Genomic DNA, 16,764 nt, shown 5'->3' with positions numbered 1-16,764 from the left:
CTTACCTCCTTATAGCTCTACAGCTTCTCCTGTTTTTGATGATTTAATTGCTGCTAGGGATACTTTTATAGCTTTTATTGCTGCTTCTCCTGTTATTAAAGGCTCCCTCTCTTCTATCACAGCATTGATAAATTCCTGCAGCTCTGCAGTATATGGCTCATCTTTATATTGTAAAGGAGAATCTAGTGCCATATTAAAGGCTCCATTATTTGTATACTTTTTAATGGGTGAACTGCTTCTGCTGTCGCTTTCTATTTGACCTGTAGTTCCGATAACCTCAAAGGTTGTACCAAAAATTGCCCCATCTGGATATGCCCAACTTCCTTCTACATGAGCTAGAGAACCATTTTTCAAGGTCAATGTAACTAAGCAATGATCTTTTCTCTCTACCTTTCCATTAAAACTCTTGGCATATACTCTTTGTACATCTCCAAAATTACTGATAATCCAGTCTATATCATGAATTACAAGATCTAATAAAGGACCTCCGCTTAGCTCATAGTTGGAATACCAATTTTCCCAGCTCCATCCTGGATATGCCCCATTTCTAGTAGTCCTTATAAGCTTAGGGGTTCCAATCTTTCCTTGCTTTACTAAGTTAACTGCATTTTTATAAGCTGGGAAAAATCTTACTACATGACCTACTGAAAGCTTAACCTTCATTTCCTTTGCTTTATTAACCATTTCTTCAGCATCTTCTACAGATAAAGCTATAGGCTTTTCGCAAAATACATGTTTCCCAAGTTCCATAGCTTTTAATGCAAACTCTTTATGCATGTATGTAGGCAAGCATATGTCCACTATATCTACATCTTCTTTAAGCATTTCATCATAGCTCTCATAATATTTAGCATCTAAAAGTTCTGATATAGCCATGCCTTTTTCTTTTCTTATATCACATACAGCCGTTACTTTTGCATTTTTAATGTTCACATAACCCTTTGCATGTACGTTTCCCATGGTACCGCACCCTACAATAGCTACCTTAATCATTTTTCTTCACTCCTTAACTTAAATATAAAATAAGCACTATGAATTTAATATGTTGTTCTATATTAAATTCATGTGTATTAAAATATGTTCAAATTTTCTATAGAATATTTCATTATTATATATAACAAATTTAATGTTAACTAATAAAAAATCTATGGTTTTAAAATAATTTTTTATTATTAATACTTTATTGAGACTTCTACACAATAAATAATTTTTATTTTATAATGTAGCACTAATAAAACAACTCACTTTTAAAATCAATATAAGTATCAATAAAATTATTCATAATATCAATAACTTTTTAAAACTGAATAATATAATGCTAATTGTTTTCATATAGTACTCTTAGTTAAAACTGATATTATGCTGCAATCTAATTTAAATAAATCAAGTAAGAAAATGCATTCATTAAGTTAAAACAGATATCATATTGCAACCTAATAATAGATATAAAAGCTCTTACTATATTACATTAATTAACTGTTTTGTCTTATCTATGCCTGTTCTTTCAAGAATAAAACTTTTACTGTATTATCCTTAGTTAATCCTAATATTATATCGTTAACTTAATATCACCTATAATAATTTCTATATAATAACATTATCTAAAACTTCTAAAAAGACTACCCTTATATTTATTAATCATTTCTTCTCCAAGCTGATTTTTCCCAATCCAATCCAATATATGTGCATCGCTGCCTATACTAAATTTCACACCCTTAGAAGTCATAAGCTCTACTACGCTTTCTCTAGGAGTACCAGTAGCTCCATGAAGTTCGTAGGCTTTATTGCTTAATAGAAACCTCTCAGCTAGTTCTTCAAGATAAATATTATCAAGGTACCTAACGGATATCTCTCTACATAATGCTTTTCTCTCCTCATAGGTAGTAGTTCCAGGTTTTATTAAAGGATTAATAGGTAAGTACCCCTCCGGATGACCTTGGACATGTCCTTCGGAACCAGCCATATTTAAAAGCTTTTGCTTAAATGCTTCCCAATATTTATCATTATAATATTCACCTTGAACCAGCTCTTCATTATATTCTACATAATGCACACTGGTAATTATTATTTCAGAGGCCTGGTACACTCTATCACTTATTCTTAAATCACCTTTGAAATCAGTGCATGTTTCAATGCCGCAAAGTACCTTTTGCTCTTTTAATTCAGCATAAGATTTTATTTTTTCATAAAACTCTATGAGCTCGTCATCTCCGATTTTTCTAATGTGAGGAGATGGGTCATAATTATCAAAATGATCTGTTATAGCAATACAATCCATTCTTAATTCCTTGGCCTTATCAATAACTTCCTTATAAGTAGGTTGTCCATCAGAAAAATTAGTATGAATATGCAAATCTATCTTCATTTAATCACCCCTTCATTATATTTAATGGTGATAATTTATCTTTACTACTCCTTCATTCCAGAAAGTGAAATTCCTGATACAAAGTATTTTTGGAAAGCTATATATACAAGCAATACAGGTATTATTGCTAATGCTGCTGCTGCCATCTTCAAATTATAAGCATCATAGTATTGGCTGGAGAACTTTGCAACTGCTAAAGGTAATGTTCTTAAACTATCATCGCTTACAACTAACAGCGGCCATTGGAAGGCATTCCAGCTACCTATAAACTTATTAATGGTAATAACCGCTATAAGTGGTTTAGTTAGTGGTAGCACAAGAGTTCTAAATATCTTAAATTCCCCTGCTCCATCTACCCTAGCCGCCTCCAATAATGCTGTAGGTATGCTTTCCATAAAGTTTCTAGCTAAAAATATGCTAAAAACATCCACTATTCCTGGAAATATCAAACCAAAATAAGTATTAATAGTTCCAGACTTATATGCCATTATGTATAAAGGAATAATGGTAGCAACCCAAGGTATCATAGTAGTAGCTAGAACACACATAAAAAGAAGCTTTTTTCCTTTAAAATTAAACTTGGCAAAGCCATACCCTGCCATAGTTACAATAATCATGTTGAAGAAAACCTGAACTACTGTAACTATAATGCTGTTCATGTAATAAACAGAGAAGTTTCCTCTTTCGAAGAGTTCCTTAAAGTTATCCAAAGTAAATTCTTTAGGAAACAATTTAGGCGGTATAAAATAGAATTCATCTATTTTTTTAAAAGAGGAAAATATCATCCATAGGAATGGAAAAACAACTACTACAGAAGCTCCTATGAGAAGCAATAATAATAGAATCTTTTTTAAGCTCTTACTCTTCATATTTTCCTCCTTATGATAAATCTAATTTTAGAACTTTATATTGAATAATAGTTATAATAAGAACTGCTATGAATAGTACAAAGGACATAGCACTGGCATATCCCATCTCAGAACTCATAAAGCCTTTATCATAAATATAATTAACTACAGTATTTGTGCTCTTAAGAGGTCCTTGAAGCATGTATGTTTCTTGGAATATCATAAATACACCGATTATCCCTGTTATAAGAAGATATATATGAGCTGGTCTTAAAAGAGGCAATGTAATATATTTAAACTTTTGCCAAGGAGTAGCCCCATCTATTGATGCAGCTTCTTTTATTTCTTCTGCTACATCTTGAAGTCCAGCCAAGTATATGAGCATTGCTGCTCCAGCACCTTTCCAAACTTTAAATATCATTACCGAACTTATTGCTGTTTTAGCATCATTTATCCATCCAATGCCCTTTATTCCAAACACAGCTAATATACTATTAAAAAGTCCAAAGCTTGGTTGATAAAACCAATCAAATAATATGGCTGCCGCTACTGTAGAAGTTATTACTGGGGAGTAAAATATAACTCTGAAAACAACCATACCCCTTATCTTACTATTTAAAAGTAAAGCCAGCATCAAACCAAAGAACATATTTAAAGGTACAAATAAGAAAAACTTACTCATTATTAATAAGGATCTTTTAAATTCTGCATCATGTAATAATCTTTTATAATTCTCAAATCCCACAAAACTCATCTTAGTGCTAAGGGCTGACCAATCTGTAAAGCTTATAGGCAGAGCCATAATAGCAGGAATAATTGTTACTATTAGCAAATATAAAATTGCTGGCGCTATGAATAAGTATGGAGCTATTTTCATGGGATTAAGCTTATTTTTCCTCAAAATATCACTTCCTTCTAAAAAAGAGGCTGTCCCAAAAGCATATTAAGACTTTTGAGGCTCAGCCTCATTATGTATAGTTTTAAATATAGCTATCTTATTTTGATTTTAGTAATTAATTTATTAAGGGATTTCTAGCTTTAAGAAATTAATTTTCTACTTAAGATCTTTAGAAACCTCTTGATTTAGAGAATCCTGCATTGCTTTTAAAGTATCCTTAACTGGAGCATCGGTTAATATCATTTTTTCAAAACCTTCACTCCAAATTTTATTTAAGATACCCATTTGAAGATATCCAACCTTGGAATCTGTAAGTGAGGATAATAAAAGCTTTGTTTGTGGATCTGAAGTTAACTCTGAATCAGTAAGTAATTCTTTTCTAGCTGGAAGTTCTCCAGTTTGTTTTGTCCATTTCTTTTGAACATCTTTGCTTGTTAAGAATTCTATCCATTTTGTTGCAGCTTCGGAGTTAGCTTTCTTTGATGCAACGTAAGCCCAAGAAGTTACTATAGTTGTATTTTTTCCATCTTTTGCAGGAATTAATGACATTCCAAGCTTAACATTAGGAGCTGTTTGTTTTAAGTTTCCAAGCATAGCTGGGTGTCCTAACATAATAGCAACTTTTCCTTGTCTAAAGCCTGCCCAGTTTTTCATAAATTGAGTGTCATAAACCTTGTCCTTTTTATAAACGTCCACCATAAATTGAATAGCTTCTACAGCTTTTGCATCATCAGCAAAAACATACTTGCCATTTTCATCTACCATCTTTCCACCATACTGATTAACCAAAGCTTGTACTTCTGGATTGTATCCTTTTTCTCCCCATCCAGATTGAGACATTTTACCGCCTTCTGTTTTAGTAAGTTTCTTAGCCCAATCTCTTAGTTCATCCCAGGTTTTTGGTCCCTTTTCAGCATCTAAACCAGCTGATTTAGCCAAATCCTTATTCCAATAAAGAACTATAGTTTGTGTATCTGTTGGAAGGCCATAATACTTACCGTTATATTTTAGTCCATCTACTGTAGCAGGGATAAATTCGCTGGCTACCTTATCTGTGGATAAAACCTTTTCATCCAAAGGCTGTATGGATCCAGATTTTGCAAGTCTTGGTATCATGCCTGATTCCACTTGCATTACATCTGGAGCTGCATCTGTGGCAAGGCTGGATATTAATTTTGTAGAATAGCTATCTTCTGGAATAAATTCAGTTTTAATCGTAATATTCTTATTTTTGTCCATAAATTCTTTAGCTAAATCCTGCATCATCTTGTCCCTTGCTTGACTGCTATGTTGCCAATAAGTTATAGTAACCTTTTTGTCCCCTCCTCCTGCGGCTGGTGAGTTGTCTTTTTTACCACATCCTGATACTACTCCACCTAAAAGTACTGTTGTTAATAATAGAATTGTGAGCTTTCTTCCTCTCATAAAAGCTACCTCCTTTAATTAATTTAACATCAATGGTTTGTTGGTTTATATTAAATAAAATGAACCCTAGTTTATATGAAACAGTAATACTTAGTAAAATGTGTTAAATAAATGATTGCACTTATTGTGAAATAGTTATTTTATATCAAGAAACATATTTATAATCATCCAACCGCTTATATATGCTCTAACTTACTTGTTATTTATATCTATAAACTTATAAACCCTATCACTAAAAATTTCATGAGACATTCCTAACAATGCTGAATTATCCCCTAAAGCTGAAAGTTTCAGTTTTGTTTTTTGTGAGAAACTCTTAAGTGATTTTTTACTTACGATACTTTTTAAGTTATTTCTAAGTTCCTCTCCACCAGCTACTAAAGGACCTCCTAATATAACTAGCTCTGGATTAAAAATATTTACCATATTAGATATAGCTGTACCTAGCAAATTAATTTGTTCATTAATGACCATAGTGCATGCTATATCCTTTTCTTCATAGAGTTTCATCATATCTTCATATCTTAAGGCACCTGCTTGGCTAACTCTGCTTTCTATCCCTTGAGCAAGTAATTCACTTAACTTTTTCTGAGCAGGGATCTCTGAAACCATAGTTCCCAAACATCCTTTATTACCGCACCTACAAAGTTCTCCTTCTGGATCTATGGTTATGTGTCCTAACTCAAAACCTCCTTCTGGTAGTCTAAACAGCTTGCCAGAATATAAATACGACATACCTACACCATTTTCCACTAATATGTAAATAACATCTTTATAACTTTCTTCTATCCCAAAATGATATTCTCCTAATAAAAGAGCATCTGTATCTTTATAAATATAAACTTCTTTGCCTACAACCTTATATATAGCTTGTTGTACATCAAAATTTTTCACATGAAGGCTGGCTGAAAAAATTATCTTGCAGCTTTTATAATCTATAAGCCCAGGAAAGCTTATACCTATCCCCTGAATGAGATCTAAATCGTAAGGGAAGTTATCCAATGCGCTTTTTATTGATGTTTCTAAAAGTTCTTGTAGGCTTTCCTCATCATATACCTGCAAAATTATTTCTTTTTTATATACAATTTCATTAGCTAAATTTACTATAGCCACTAAAGCACTACTAGGTGTAATTCTTAAATTTATAGAAAAGGCAGCTATTGGATTAATTCCAAATATTAAAGGTGGTCTTCCACCATTAGATTCTCCTATTCTTATTTCCCTTATAAGTTTATTTTCCACTAGTTCGGATGTAATAGCAGATATGGTTGTTGGACTTAGTTTTGTTTTTTCCGTTAAATCAGCTCTAGAAATTTCATTATATTTTCTTATAATACTTAATACAGTTTGTCTATTTAAAAACTTTATGGTATCCTTATCAGCTTTTTTATTCAAAATAAAACCTCACTTTCTTCTTTCACTGGAAAAAGTATCTAAAGTATAATATCATCTATCACTTTTCCCTTGGAACCTCTCATTAAAGGAATATTTAACACAGTGCATGCTGTAGGGATTAAATCTATATTATAGGATTTTTCTCTATATATTAATCCACGTTTTATTTTTGATCCCTTAATAACTCCAAATACCTTTTGACATTTCTCGTTAAGAGAATCATGAGATGCATTTAATATAAAGTTTGTGTTTAAATCTAAATTAAAATGCATAAAAGGTTTAGGAGAAACAAGTATGTCTGCAAACTTTTCACTAACCCCTCTCTCCTTAAGTTCTTCTTTAGTGAGGCACTTTTCTATATATTCTTCCTTAGATAATTTATTTTTAATCTCTTTTAGATTAATATTGCCAATAAAATACAATTGGCATTGAATACCTGTACTTGCTATTATAACTTCTGTTTCTCTTATAGCTGTATCTTGTGAATTGTATTTATTTTCAAAATTGTACATATCCAATGAGGTATGTTCATTCATAGTTAATGATTTTTCTTTATATTTATTATTTTCTTTAATCTCTATAAGCTTATGCTTATCTTTATTCCATATCTTTTTGTTATTGTCTTGAACCACCTTAATATTTTCAAATCCAATATTCTCTAAGGCTTTAATGAGCTTTAGAATGCTGCTCTTACCTTTGTAAGGTATCATTCCATGGTCGCTGGTAATTAATATTGTAGTATTATCGTATATATTCTTTTCTTTCAAAAGATTAATAACCTTACCTATTTCTTCATCAATTTCCTTTAGCCTTCCTATCACAGAACTAACTCTAGCATCTTCAGTAATAGCCTTTACCCTTAAAGGTGCATAGCTAGTATAAGGTGGGTTATGTCCTAAAGCATCCAAATCATCAGCATAAAAGAAAATGTACTCAGGCATATCTTTAAATATGTATTCTTTATTTTTAGAACTTACTTTTTTCCCATTAATAATATCTTTCAAAAGTTTAAACCTTACTTTATAATTTCCTCCTGGCTGAAAATATACAAACTTGTCATCATCAAAATTACAGCCTCTTTCATTAAGGACAAACTGTTGTATAGATATAAAAGGCTTATTGAGAGAATTTAAAACTTCACCTAAGGTTTCTCCCTTATTGCTATGATTGCACTTTACTAGTCTTCCATGTTTTTTGTCATAATATTGACAACAATTATCCGTAACTTCAGAATATGCTCCACTTAATATAGAGCTTTGCATAGGGAATGTTATAGACGGAATCCCTGTGTAAAGATTATCAAAAAAAACACCTTGCTCTATTAAATTATTTAAATTTGGAGTACCATTCATGCTCTCATTAGCAATATCATAATAGTACCTACCAAACCCATCTAAGTTCATATAAATAAAATATTCTTTGTTCATATTTCACCACTTTTTCAACTCACTGAAATAAGTATGTAATCCTTATCACAAATACATCATAAACCTTATTCTATAAAATTTCAATATCTTTTTATAAAAATTTTTATTTGAAACACTTTATTTAATTTCCATAAAAATGTATCCTCCCCTGGGGCACTTCCTTTTTATGGAAGCACCCCAGGGGCGGATACATTTTTTCCCATGTGCTATATTATATAATATGCATATATTTTTCTGCTATCTACCACATAGAAGTAGGTTATTTCTTCTAGATTTGAAGTATATTTATAAAAAATAGGTTTGTCCAAATCTTCTGCTATTTTTCGTAAATCTTCCATGGATACAACTCTTATTATTACTTCTGATCCATCCACAGAGTCGTCCCTTAAGGCTACTAGCTTATCTTCATAGGTTTTTAATATTTTCGCAGCCTTTCCTGCGGTGTTCTTTTCTCTTCTTTTGGGTACTGTAAAAATAAGAACACAAATCCCTAATATAATGGAAAAAGCTATTCCTGATAAAGACATAAGAATGTAGGTTTTTAACTTAGGGTTTGTAATTTTAATTACACTCTCCTTGTTCCCCTCCTTGTTTTCGTTTAGGTTGCCAGTAATTTGAAAGTATTTTTCATTTAAAGCCATCTCCATCTTAGGAGAGAAAGTTTCTGAAAAGTCTCCATAACTGCTGCTTCCCTGCATATTTATACGCCATACCACAGTAAGTTTGCCTATAAAATTCATTCCAAAGGTTTTGTTAGCCTGTTGTACTAAAGAATTGTAAGTTCTTAAATCTAGAGTTATATCACTTTTCATTTCTCCTTTGGGATCTTCAACACTAAATTCTGTTTTAGGTTTTACAACAAACTGCTTGCTCCATACACTTTTGCTATTTTTATCATTGCTTAAAAAGCCTTCAACTAGTGCTATTACTTCATATTGTCCTTTTATCTCTGCAGGTTTGTCTGAGACAAAATTATATTTAAAAGAAGTATTTATACCATCAACATAATCTGTTAAATATATATTTCCTTCTTCTAAAACCTTCTTATCAAATATATTATTAGGTACAAGACTCACACCATAGTTTACTGAAGCTTTATGATTATATTTAAATACCACTTCTTTCTTTTCTACCAGTTTATTCTTTAATAGCGTATTAATCAAAAGAGCACAGCATGCCATTATAATTAATGAACATAATAGCAGAGCTGCTTTTCTTAGATTTCTATTAACCCCTATACTTTTCATACTCTTCCCCCACCTCAGAATTTCAATACAATGATAAGGTATTCTTTCATCTGCTTAACAAAAGCTAAGTTATTTATTTTCCCCTAAATATATTATAATGTTATCTCATGCTTTTTTCCATATAATGTATAAACTTACAAAAACATTTTCCAAATTTTTCGTATGCACTTATATAGCTTGTTTTTTACTGTATAATATAAATTTTTTCAAAATTAAAGAGCAGAAGATACTCCGCTCTTTAAACCTTTAAACTAAAATATTAACTTTAAAATTCACTACTGACTTCTTAACTTAAATCTCATATAATATGAAATCCTCTTTATTAGTTAAATTGTTTAAATCATCATCAACCATTAAATAATATTTCAATTTAATTGGACGAATCATCCGTAGCAATTTAATAATACTTTGCTTTATTGACTTTCTATCTATTTGTTAAATTGTTTAAAACTTATATCTAAGTTAAAATTAAGGATTTTTTGTTTTAAATCGTTAGGTGCTTTTTCATCCATTCTAATAATTATATAATCATCCTTTATACCTTTTTTTTCTATATCATTAGCTTTCTCAAAAGGAACTCCTAGAACAAAAGTTCCGCTGTTTTTAGGGTTCATGGCGGTATTTTTTAATTCATTTTCTATAGATTTGTTAAAAAGGCTTTCCAGGTCTGATAAAGCACCTTTAAAATCACTTACTTTGTCAAACTTTCCATCCCCATCTGTATCTATGGAAACTCCTGCTTGGAAGGTCAAATAGCTGAGTAGGTTCTTATCTCCTGAAAATTCCACCTTAACTTTTTCAAATTTAGCTGGTATGGTACCGCTATTTACACCTTTTATTTTAAACATTGCCCATGAACCTGGATACATATTATCCAAAGAAACTTCAACTTTGTGACTCTTTTCATTTTTATCAACAATTCTCATAGAAGGTATGACATATTCTGAACCCCTACCCCCTTGACCTGTAGTGTCTTCTACAAATCTAACATCCAATTCTCCTGTCCTTATGATACTATTTATGCTTAAGCTCTCACTCCAAGCTGCATAGCCTACTCCGGACATCATAAGAGCCAGAGTCATAATCAATAATAAAAATCGAACCTTTTTCATGTAGCCCTATCCCCTTTGTTATAGTAAAGATGGAATTATCAAAATAGGCTTAAAATCTATACTATAGCTCTAAAGCTCTATTGATTATGCTGCTTGAAATATAGTTTAATTTCAAATTCTGCGCTTTGATTTTTTAGATTATTTCCTACCTTTGAAGGTAATCCCATAATAACGCAATTATCTTCGGCAGCATTAAAGCCCTTTATTTCTTCTTCATCTAATACATTGACTATTTCAGGTTTTAGTTCTTCTGGAATATCTAGGGTAATATAATCACCTGGTTCTAATCTTTTTCCTTCAAGCATTTTGTTAAGGTTATATTGAAGATCTTTTAAATATATTTTGTCTCTAAAAAGTCCGTCCTTTAAAGTTGGAAATATATATCCATCTTTTATTTTCCCCTTATCACTCTGTTGAACAAATCCCCCTACTACCACTAAATTATCTTTTAATAGCTGATTATCCTTAGTAAACTTAACTTCAACTCTATCTATAACTGCAGGTATAGTTCCTTTATTATCAAACCTTGCAGCATACAAAAGCCCGGTTCCAGGGTATAAATTATCAAGTTTAACTGTAACTGTCTTAGAATCTTGCATCTTAACTTCTGACTTAACATATTTATCCCCTAGCTCTAATTCCTTACCAAAAGGATATTTATGATTTAATAAGGTTGCTGTATCTACAAATTCTACATTTAATTCTCCAGTTTTCACTGCACTTTTTATATTTAAATTATCTATCCATGCAGCGTAACCTGCACCTATAAATATAACCCCTGCTAATAAAGCTGATGCTATAATTCTTGATTTCTTCATGTTTTTACACCTCTATAATTTATTTTTATTTTATTTGAACAGAGACTTTAACTAATTAAATAATGTCCTCTACTTATTGTTATTCTAATAGCTTTAAACCGAAATGAATCCTTACTATTAAAATATTACACCTAATTTATGGTAACTCTTATAAAAAGAAGCTTTCACTCTATTAAAGGGTTTATTATTGATTGTGTTGTTTAAAGGATAATCCTAGATTCATGTTTAAAGTATCCTTCTCGTAAGCATCAGGAGCATTGCTGTCTAAGGTTATATTCATTCCTTCAAATTTTACATATCCTTGAGGCTCAACCCTTAATTTACCTCCTATTATATCTTGTAAGTCCTTACCAAAATTGTTTGCAGTGGAATTAAATTTGTAAGTTGCTTGTACTACATTGTTTTTATCATATACTTTTATTGTTCCATCAAGCTTAATCATATTAACATTGTTTCCTTTAAGAAAACTTGAAGTGAAATTAACTTTGTCTACAACTGCGGGAATAGATCCGGTATTATCAAATCTTGCATATAATGTCTCTTGAGCACCTGGATACATGTTTTCTAATGAGAATTCTATAAGTTTATCTTGTACTGGCTTAACAACGCTAGTTACATAACCACCAGAATAATCTGCTACTCTGGCTTCGGTGAATTTAACATTTAAGTCTCCAGTATTAACTGTGTTTTTAATAGTTAATGCGTCTGTCCACCACGCATAGCCTGCTCCCACTGTAATTAATCCAGCCACTATGGCAGCTGTTAATGCTTTTGCCTTTTTCATAAAAAATACCCCTTTCGAATTAAAAATTTATTTTTTTTATTGAAATACAGCTGAAAAAACTCTTCTAGCTCTTTTCACAATTACAATTATATTGATAATATTAGGTAAATTCTTCACTCTAAGGTATTATTTTCTATGAACTTAAGTATAGATTCTTACTATACTAAATAACCCCTCGTAATGGTACTTTAGTGCTATGGTCTTCTATAATAAATACTCAAAACATGTATTTCCTCCTACAGTTTCTTGTCCAAAGTTGCACTCACTTATCTATAGGTTTTTATATATTTAACGCCTGAGATTTATGGAACTTCTTTCTTAATGAGACTCCCTTCACTTATCTAAAATTTTTCCTAATCCATTTATTCCATCTACTCTTAATAAAAAAGAGTCGTCCTAGTTTTAGGGCAACCCTCTTATTAAAATTCTACTTTTTCCCTATCCACATCATTCCTCTTATCCCTCAAAAGCAAAGTAGGCCAGCCTATTTTAGGTATTACTTTTATCACCTTACCTTTTATCATTGCTGGTGGTACCAAATCAGCATCTGGTACGGAATTATTATCTCCTTTGGCTTGATAGGCCACTTCACCTTTTTCTTCCATAATATCTACCACCCTATGAAATATGTAAATATCATCCTGTCTATATTGAATTACCTCTCCTAACTTCACCTCTGAAGGCTTCACTTTTTTTACAATTACCATATCTCCTGGCTTAATCATAGGCATCATGCTACCTGTAACTATTACTGAAGGGTACAAAGGAAACACCCCTACAAAGAACCATATAATCATGACGGAAATAAAGGAAGTTATAATCCATCCTAAGGGCTTTTCTTTTTTAAAATTTCTAATCTTTATCTCCTTAGACTCTTTTAGATAAGCATATTGCAAAAACATAAAGCTAAATATAGGTGCTAAAATGCCTATTATAGCGCTAGTGATCCATTTTAAGTCTCCAAGTATTGGACTGATATATTGTATTCCTTGAGTTATACCTATATACATTATGCTAAGTACTGGTCCCCCTAATAACACTAAATAAGTTGCAAATATATTTAATGATATCTGAGGTAATACCTCTTCTCCAATAAATCTTATTAAATCTAAAGAATTTTGGATATTTATAACCTTGCTCAAAGGGATACTAGTTAAAGTAAATAAGAAAGTTATAACAACAAGATTAATGTTTATATCTTTCTTCCTTCGATTATTTACTAAATATCCTCTAGCAATTTCTCTTCCTATAAGCACGGAGATGAACAAAAATAAATTTTGAATAATACCTAAAAAACTTAGATTATAGGGACTTTTTCCAAAACCATGTATTAACCCTCCAAAAGCCCTTAAAGCCATATAAAATGCTGCTAAATATAAAACCCATCCTCTTAAAAATTGTTTATACTTTGCTTTTGTTTTGTACTTTGCCTTAGGTAAAAACAAAATTATCACAAAAAAAAGCAGCCAAATAACTGGCTTAGCCACATAAATATACATAATATTTTTATTTATATTCAGATATGGTAAATTATCTAAAATATATATGCACAAAACTCCAATAAATATGGTTATATTTATAAATCTTTTATTCATTATATTTATACCGCCTTTTGTTTATTGTAATCCTTACTTTTTGCCCTATAATATTATCTAGATGTTATCTTACCTTAATACCAGCCACCTTTTATACTGTTCAAGTAATATACTACCTGAGCTCTATGGCTAAAATTAAGCTTGCATAATATGCTGCTCACATGCTTTTTCACAGTGCTCTCAGATAAATAGAACTTACTTGCAATATCACCATTTGTTGCTCCTTTTCCTATCTCTAAAAGTATTTCTTTTTCCCTTTCGGTGAGCTTTTTACCCATTAATTCCTTCTCAAAATTTTTGCTGTAATTCATTATAGTGGGATCATAATATTTTCTCCCTCTCATAATAGTTTTTATAGCATATACTATATCTTCTGCAAAGGCATCCTTAAGCATAAATCCATCTACATTTAAATTTTCACCCTTGATAAAATCCAGTTCAGATATGAAAGAAGATAAAATTAAATATTTTACCCGGGGTTTTACACTCCTAGCATTATTGATTATATCCATACCGTTGTCATTGCCTAATCTTAAATCTAGCAATACCAAGTCAATGCTTTGCCTTTTGATAGCTTCCATAGTTTCACTTAAATTTGAAGATTCGTAGATATTATAATCTCCTTCTTCAAAAGAAAGCATAGACTTAATACCTCTCCTAACGATAGGATGATCATCTGCAATTAATAAATTCATACTCCTCTCCTCCCATATATGAAGAATAATTTTTTAGATTTTCCGAAAAATTATTCAGTAAATTTTATCAATCAATATGCTTTTCACAATTCACTTTTCACTATCACTAAGTGAATATGAGTATTAAAAATTTTCATCTGCTTATGAAACATTAACTTCTATAGCATTAACTCATGAAGCAAAGTTTAACACTCTAGGGATTATTACTTTAATGGTAGTTCCTTTCTCTTGGCTTTCTATGTTAACACTTCCATTTAGTGAGTTTACCATTTGGAAAACATTATTTAATCCTAGACCTTTTCTTGAAGCATCCAAAGTACTTTGAACTTGAAATCCTTCACCATCATCCTTTATAGTAAGATATGTGATTTTTTTAAGCATCTCTAATTCTATAATTACTTTATTTGCTTTCCCATGCCTCATAGCATTACTCACTGTTTCTGTAATTATTCTGTAAATTGCAATCTTAGAGTTCACATCTAAAAATTCATCATTGCCCCTAGTGATAAATTGAATATCTATATTGCAAATTCTTGAAACATTATTTATATATTCTTTTAAATCCACCATAAATACATCTTCTGCAAACTTGTTCCAACTTAGTCCATAAATAGTTTCTCTTAATTCTTTAATGGAAGTAGAAAGCAATTCTTTAATAATATCAATATCCTCTCTAAGTCCTTCATTTCCTGGAGATAATTTTTTCTTTAAAGTTTGTACAGAACAGGATATGGAAAAGAGTTTTTGGCAAACCCCATCGTGTATGTCATTGGCAATTCTATTTTTTTCTTCAGAAATTATCAAATGGTTATTTATTTTTTCTAAATTCATCTTTTCTAATACAAGAGTACATAGCTCCGATAAAAAATTCCCTTGAAGTAAGTTTTGTCTATATTCTTTATTGTTTTCAATACTATCCACCTGAAAGCCTAAAAATCCAAACTGATTTTGAGAAGTATTAATAATTGAACATATAAATTTTTTACCCTGCAAATTAAAGGATGATACTTTTTTTGTATTGTCTTTAATCAGCAAATTATTTTGTATGTATTTTAGTATTTCATCCTTCCACTCCTCATTTCCGGAAAAATCAAAAAACTGAGAATTATTATCCATAATTAAGAACAAAAACACATTTTCACTTTTAATTATCTTTTGGGAATACTCTATGATAACTTTAGAAATACTTTTAATATTACTTTGGTGATTAAGATAATTTACCGTTTTGTACAAGGCTAACATATGATCTATGGATTCCTTTATCTTAGAATTTGCAGCATTGAGTTCCTTATTCATAACTAAAAGATTTTCCCTCTCTACATTAAGCTGTTTCAATAATGTGAAAAGTTCATAGCCTGCCCCTGTAATTAGGAGATATGCTAAAATAAAATTATGATTCTTTTTTAAGATATCTAGCATACTTGAAAATTTTTCAAAAGTAATATAAGAATAAATTTCTGAGGAAAGAATAATATAGGATGTTATGATAAATGTTGTATAACATATATTTAGAAAACTGCTGGTAATGAGCACTGTATTAAATGAATACCATATGTAAGGGCTATTAAGACCACCTGTAGGTATTAGTATCAATATATTGCCAAGTATATCTAATGAAGTTAGCACTTTCATCATTCCTTGAGAATCTCTATTTTTAGCAAATAAGTTATTCATTATTATAGACGCTAAAGTCATGGAGGCCACTACAAACAATTTAATTTTAAAGGATTTTCCTAAATCGCTTATTAAATAAAAAATGTTACAAATAATCAATGAAAAGTATCTATAAATATATATTAAGGTTGATTCTTTATCTAATCTTTTCACTTCACATATCTTATCTATAAAACCATTTAGCAATCTCCACATCTCCATTTACATATATTTTTGAATTTTTGTATATTTTAAACGAATGGCATTTTACTTATAATATTGATTAATATGCTTTTATAACTATAAAATAACAAATAACTTTTCTGGCTATAAAGTTACACCAAATATAAATAAGTCTTATGAATTCTTATGATAACTATATAACACCAGTGGACGAGCTTATACCAAATATCAAGTGATTCTTAGCTTCAGATGGACTTATTTAAAAGGAATCCCCTCTCTAGCTGAAGCTTAGAAGAACTTATCCAGGAGCGATTAACTA

General features: G+C 30.6%; 14 protein-coding genes. All 14 read right to left on the bottom strand.

Annotated features, from left to right (window positions below):
* Positions 1-9: 9 nt before the first annotated feature.
* The 14 genes from BUA82_RS08135 to BUA82_RS08070 all read right to left on the bottom strand — a co-directional run bounded on the left by BUA82_RS08135 (position 10) and on the right by BUA82_RS08070 (position 16,469).
* Positions 10-993 (bottom strand): Gfo/Idh/MocA family protein, encoded by a 984-nt coding sequence (locus BUA82_RS08135; RefSeq protein WP_073006483.1) that lies wholly within the window; start codon positions 991-993, stop codon positions 10-12.
* 604 nt (positions 994-1,597) lie between these two features.
* Complete coding sequence (locus BUA82_RS08130; RefSeq protein WP_073006481.1) at positions 1,598-2,365, bottom strand: PHP domain-containing protein; 768 nt, start codon at positions 2,363-2,365, stop codon at positions 1,598-1,600.
* A 44-nt stretch (positions 2,366-2,409) separates the two neighbouring features.
* Entirely contained in the window at positions 2,410-3,234 is an 825-nt protein-coding gene (locus BUA82_RS08125) for a carbohydrate ABC transporter permease (RefSeq protein WP_073006480.1), read from the bottom strand.
* 10 nt (positions 3,235-3,244) lie between these two features.
* Entirely contained in the window at positions 3,245-4,114 is an 870-nt protein-coding gene (locus tag BUA82_RS08120) for a carbohydrate ABC transporter permease (RefSeq protein ID WP_083599845.1), read from the bottom strand.
* Positions 4,115-4,267: 153 nt separating this feature from the next.
* A complete protein-coding gene (locus tag BUA82_RS08115; protein ID WP_073006479.1) occupies positions 4,268-5,536 on the bottom strand; it encodes an ABC transporter substrate-binding protein in 1,269 nt (422 codons plus the stop codon).
* 192 nt (positions 5,537-5,728) lie between these two features.
* Positions 5,729-6,931 carry an ROK family transcriptional regulator gene (locus BUA82_RS08110; protein WP_073006478.1) on the bottom strand — a complete coding sequence of 401 codons (1,203 nt, stop codon included), beginning with the start codon at positions 6,929-6,931 and terminating at the stop codon, positions 5,729-5,731.
* Between the two features lie 38 nt (positions 6,932-6,969).
* A complete protein-coding gene (locus tag BUA82_RS08105; protein ID WP_073006477.1) occupies positions 6,970-8,358 on the bottom strand; it encodes an alkaline phosphatase family protein in 1,389 nt (462 codons plus the stop codon).
* Between the two features lie 206 nt (positions 8,359-8,564).
* Positions 8,565-9,605, bottom strand: coding sequence for a DUF5305 family protein (locus BUA82_RS08100; protein ID WP_073006476.1), 1,041 nt, complete (start codon positions 9,603-9,605; stop codon positions 8,565-8,567).
* Positions 9,606-10,033: 428 nt separating this feature from the next.
* Positions 10,034-10,717, bottom strand: coding sequence for a hypothetical protein (locus BUA82_RS08095; protein WP_073006475.1), 684 nt, complete (start codon positions 10,715-10,717; stop codon positions 10,034-10,036).
* 77 nt (positions 10,718-10,794) lie between these two features.
* Entirely contained in the window at positions 10,795-11,535 is a 741-nt protein-coding gene (locus BUA82_RS08090) for a hypothetical protein (RefSeq protein WP_073006474.1), read from the bottom strand.
* Positions 11,536-11,719: 184 nt separating this feature from the next.
* Positions 11,720-12,319, bottom strand: a complete 600-nt coding sequence (locus tag BUA82_RS08085; protein ID WP_073006472.1) for a hypothetical protein — start codon at positions 12,317-12,319, stop codon at positions 11,720-11,722.
* Positions 12,320-12,738: 419 nt separating this feature from the next.
* Positions 12,739-13,914 (bottom strand): signal peptidase I, encoded by a 1,176-nt coding sequence (locus BUA82_RS08080; protein ID WP_073006470.1) that lies wholly within the window; start codon positions 13,912-13,914, stop codon positions 12,739-12,741.
* 74 nt (positions 13,915-13,988) lie between these two features.
* Complete coding sequence (locus BUA82_RS08075; RefSeq protein WP_073006468.1) at positions 13,989-14,609, bottom strand: response regulator transcription factor; 621 nt, start codon at positions 14,607-14,609, stop codon at positions 13,989-13,991.
* A gap of 171 nt (positions 14,610-14,780) precedes the next feature.
* Complete coding sequence (locus BUA82_RS08070; RefSeq protein ID WP_073006466.1) at positions 14,781-16,469, bottom strand: sensor histidine kinase; 1,689 nt, start codon at positions 16,467-16,469, stop codon at positions 14,781-14,783.
* Between the last annotated feature and the right edge of the window lie 295 nt (positions 16,470-16,764).

The organism is Clostridium amylolyticum (assembly GCF_900142075.1).
Classification (GTDB): Bacteria; Bacillota; Clostridia; order Clostridiales; family Clostridiaceae; genus Clostridium_AA; species Clostridium_AA amylolyticum.
The sequence above is the reverse complement of the archived record's forward strand: the minus strand, read 5'-3'. Positions and strand labels throughout refer to the sequence as shown.